Origin of the sequence: uncultured Frigoribacterium sp., assembly GCF_963515265.1 — a bacterium.
Lineage (GTDB): Bacteria > Actinomycetota > Actinomycetes > Actinomycetales > Microbacteriaceae > Frigoribacterium.
Window position 1 is genome coordinate 1 of record NZ_CAUPYL010000278.1, and the last position, 2,598, is coordinate 2,598.

The following is a 2,598-nucleotide window of genomic DNA, read 5'->3' on the forward strand; positions in this document are numbered from 1 at the left end:
GGTCCACCTCGGCGAGCGCCGCGGCCGAGAGCGGGTGGCCCGCATCGGACGCGAGGAGGCGGGCGCGGGCGACGAGGCCGGCCAGCGCCGCCTTCCGCTCACGGGTCAGGGCGGAGAGGGCAGAACGGTCGCCGTCGGCCTGGGCCGTGCGGAACCGGTCGCCGAGGGCCGCGAGGGCGACGAGGTCGTCCGGGGCGTCACGGGCGAGGAGGTCGACGGCCCAGGCGGACGCGGAGGCGCGGCGCAGCGAACGCACGGAGGTCGCCAGTGCGGCGTCGCCGGCCGCCTTCGCCTCGGCGGCCAGGGCGTCGCGGGCGGCGGTGAACTGCTGCGGCGGCAGGACGTAGAGCTGCCGCGCCGCCTCCTCGAGGGTCATCGCCTGACCCTACCGACGCCTCCTCGTCCTCTCCCACCCTCACGATCTTGCACACCGGTGTGCAAGATCGTATGATCGGGGACGTGCACTCCCCGTCTTCCCCCTCCTCCCCCACCCGGGCGCCGCGACGCGACGCCGCCGCGAACCGCGAGGCCCTGATGGCGGCCGCCGTGCGCCTCCTCAACGTCGACCCGGCCGTCCCGCTCGAGGCGATCGCCGCCGAGGCGGGGCTCTCCCGACGCAGCGTCTACGGGCACTTCGCGACCCGCGACGACCTCGTGCGCGAGGTGACCCTGCGCGGTGCCGCCCGCATCGGCGCCGCCGCGGTGCCGGCGCTCTCCGACGACCCGGTCGTCCAGCTCGCCGAGCTCGGCGCGCGCCTGTGGGCCGAGGTCGAGCACGTCCGCGTCATGGCTCAGCTCACCGTGCGCGGGCCGCTGATGCACGACGTGGGCACGGCGCTCGCGCCGCTCCGCGCGTTCCTGCTCGAGACCGTCCGCCGCGGCGTCGCCGACGGCCGGATGCGCGCCGACGTCGACGTCGAGACCCTCGCGCACCTCGTGGAGGGGTCGGCGCTGGCCGTGCTCGACGAGGCGACGGTGCGCGACCTCGACCGCGCCGAGGGCCACCGCCTCGTGATGCTCGCCGTGCTCGGCATGGTCGGGCTCGGCTGGCAGGAGGCGGGCGAGCTCGTCCGCAGCACGCCGGCCCTCGCGCTGCGCACCCCGGAGGACCGCTCGTGAGGCTCGAGCTCGACCACGTCGCCGTCGGCGAGGGGCCCGGGGCGCCGCTGCCCGAGCTGACCGTCGTCGCCGACCGCGGCCTCCCTGGGTTCGTCGCCGTCGAGACGGTCGACGCCCCCGTGCTCGCGTCGCTGATCGCCGGCGGGCGCATGGCCCCGACGCAGGGGCAGGTGACCCTCGACGGGAGCGACGACGCGGCCGCGATCCGCGCCTCCTTCGCCCTGGTCGACACCCCGTCGGTGGCCGAGCCCTTCGCCTCGCTGACCGTCGCACAGGTCGCCCGGGAGGAGCTCGCGCTCGCCGGGCTCCGCAGCGACCGCGCCTCGACCGCGCTGCTGCTCGACGAGATCGGCCTCGCCGAGCACCGCCGCACCCGCCTGCAGGCGCTGCCGACCGAGCTGCGCGTGCGCCTGCTCTGCGAGCTCGCCGTGCTGCGCGAGGGCGTGCGGGGCCTCGTGCTCACCTCGCCCGAGCGGCACGGCGGCGACGTCGCCGCCTGGCTCGCCGTCGTGCACGACCTCGTCGCCCGCGGCGTCACCGTGCTGACGATCACCGGGGCCGCGGCGCTGGCCGCCGTCGAGGCGCTGCCGGTTCCCGACTTCGCGGACCTCGACGACACCAGCGACACCGACACCGACACCGACACCGACACCCCACCCGACGACAGCGCGGTCGCCCCCACCCGAGAGGACCGCTGACCGTGAAGATCATCGCCATCGTCCGAGCCGAGCTGCAGCGGCTGACCTCCACCGGGCTCGCACGCCTCGCCCTCGTCGCCCTGATGACCGTGCCGCTGCTCTACGGCGGCCTCTACCTCTGGGCCAACCAGGACCCGTACGCGAACCTCGACCAGGTGCCCGCGGCGCTCGTCAACGAGGACCAGGGCTCCGTCGTCGACGGCACCGCGACGAACTACGGCGACCAGGTGACCGACGAGGTCGTCGACGGCGGGGACTTCGACTGGCAGACGGTCTCGTCGGCCGACGCCGCGGCCGGGCTGCGCGACGGCACCTACGACTTCACCTTCACGATCCCCCGCGACTTCAGCGCCGACCTGACCTCGGCCAGCTCGGACGACCCGCGGCGCGCGCAGATCGTCCTCGCGACGAACGACACGAACAGCTACCTGGCGACGACGATCGCGGGGCAGGCCGGCAAGACGATCCGCGCGTCGGTGGCCGAGAAGGTCGGCAAGGAGGCGGCGTCCACCTTGCTCGTCGGCCTCGCCGACATCCGGACGGACCTCGGCAGCGCCGCCGACGGGGCGTCGCAGCTCGTCAGCGGCGCGGACTCCGCCGTGTCGGGCGCCGACCAGCTCGTGGCCGGGGCGGCCGACGCGTCGTCGGGAGCCGACCAGCTGTCGACGGGCGCGACCACCGCGGCGACGGGCGCGCGCTCGCTCGAGACCGGCACCTCCCATCTGGCGACCGGCGCGGCGACCCTCTCGACCGGGCTCGACGAGCTGCGCGACCAGACGAC

At 75.8% G+C, this 2,598-nt stretch carries 3 protein-coding genes and 1 pseudogene; 3 read left to right on the top strand and 1 reads right to left on the bottom strand.

Translation table 11 applies throughout. The features are described 5' to 3' along the window. Positions 1–376, bottom strand: a pseudogene (locus tag RWM17_RS13910) (hypothetical protein); the annotation flags it as partial. A gap of 83 nt (positions 377–459) precedes the next feature. On the opposite strand from RWM17_RS13910, the gene RWM17_RS13915 reads away from it, so the two are divergent. The 3 genes from RWM17_RS13915 to RWM17_RS13925 form a co-directional block, all read left to right on the top strand. Further along, positions 460–1,119: a helix-turn-helix domain-containing protein gene (locus tag RWM17_RS13915; RefSeq protein ID WP_314104638.1), complete on the top strand. Its 660-nt coding sequence runs from the start codon at positions 460–462 to the stop codon at positions 1,117–1,119. Next, positions 1,116–1,817 (top strand): hypothetical protein, encoded by a 702-nt coding sequence (locus RWM17_RS13920; protein ID WP_314104640.1) that lies wholly within the window; start codon positions 1,116–1,118, stop codon positions 1,815–1,817. Before RWM17_RS13915 ends, RWM17_RS13920 begins: the two co-directional genes overlap by 4 nt. 2 nt (positions 1,818–1,819) lie before the next feature. After that, positions 1,820–2,598 (top strand): YhgE/Pip domain-containing protein (locus RWM17_RS13925; protein ID WP_314104642.1); only part of this gene is annotated, 779 nt, incomplete at its 3' end.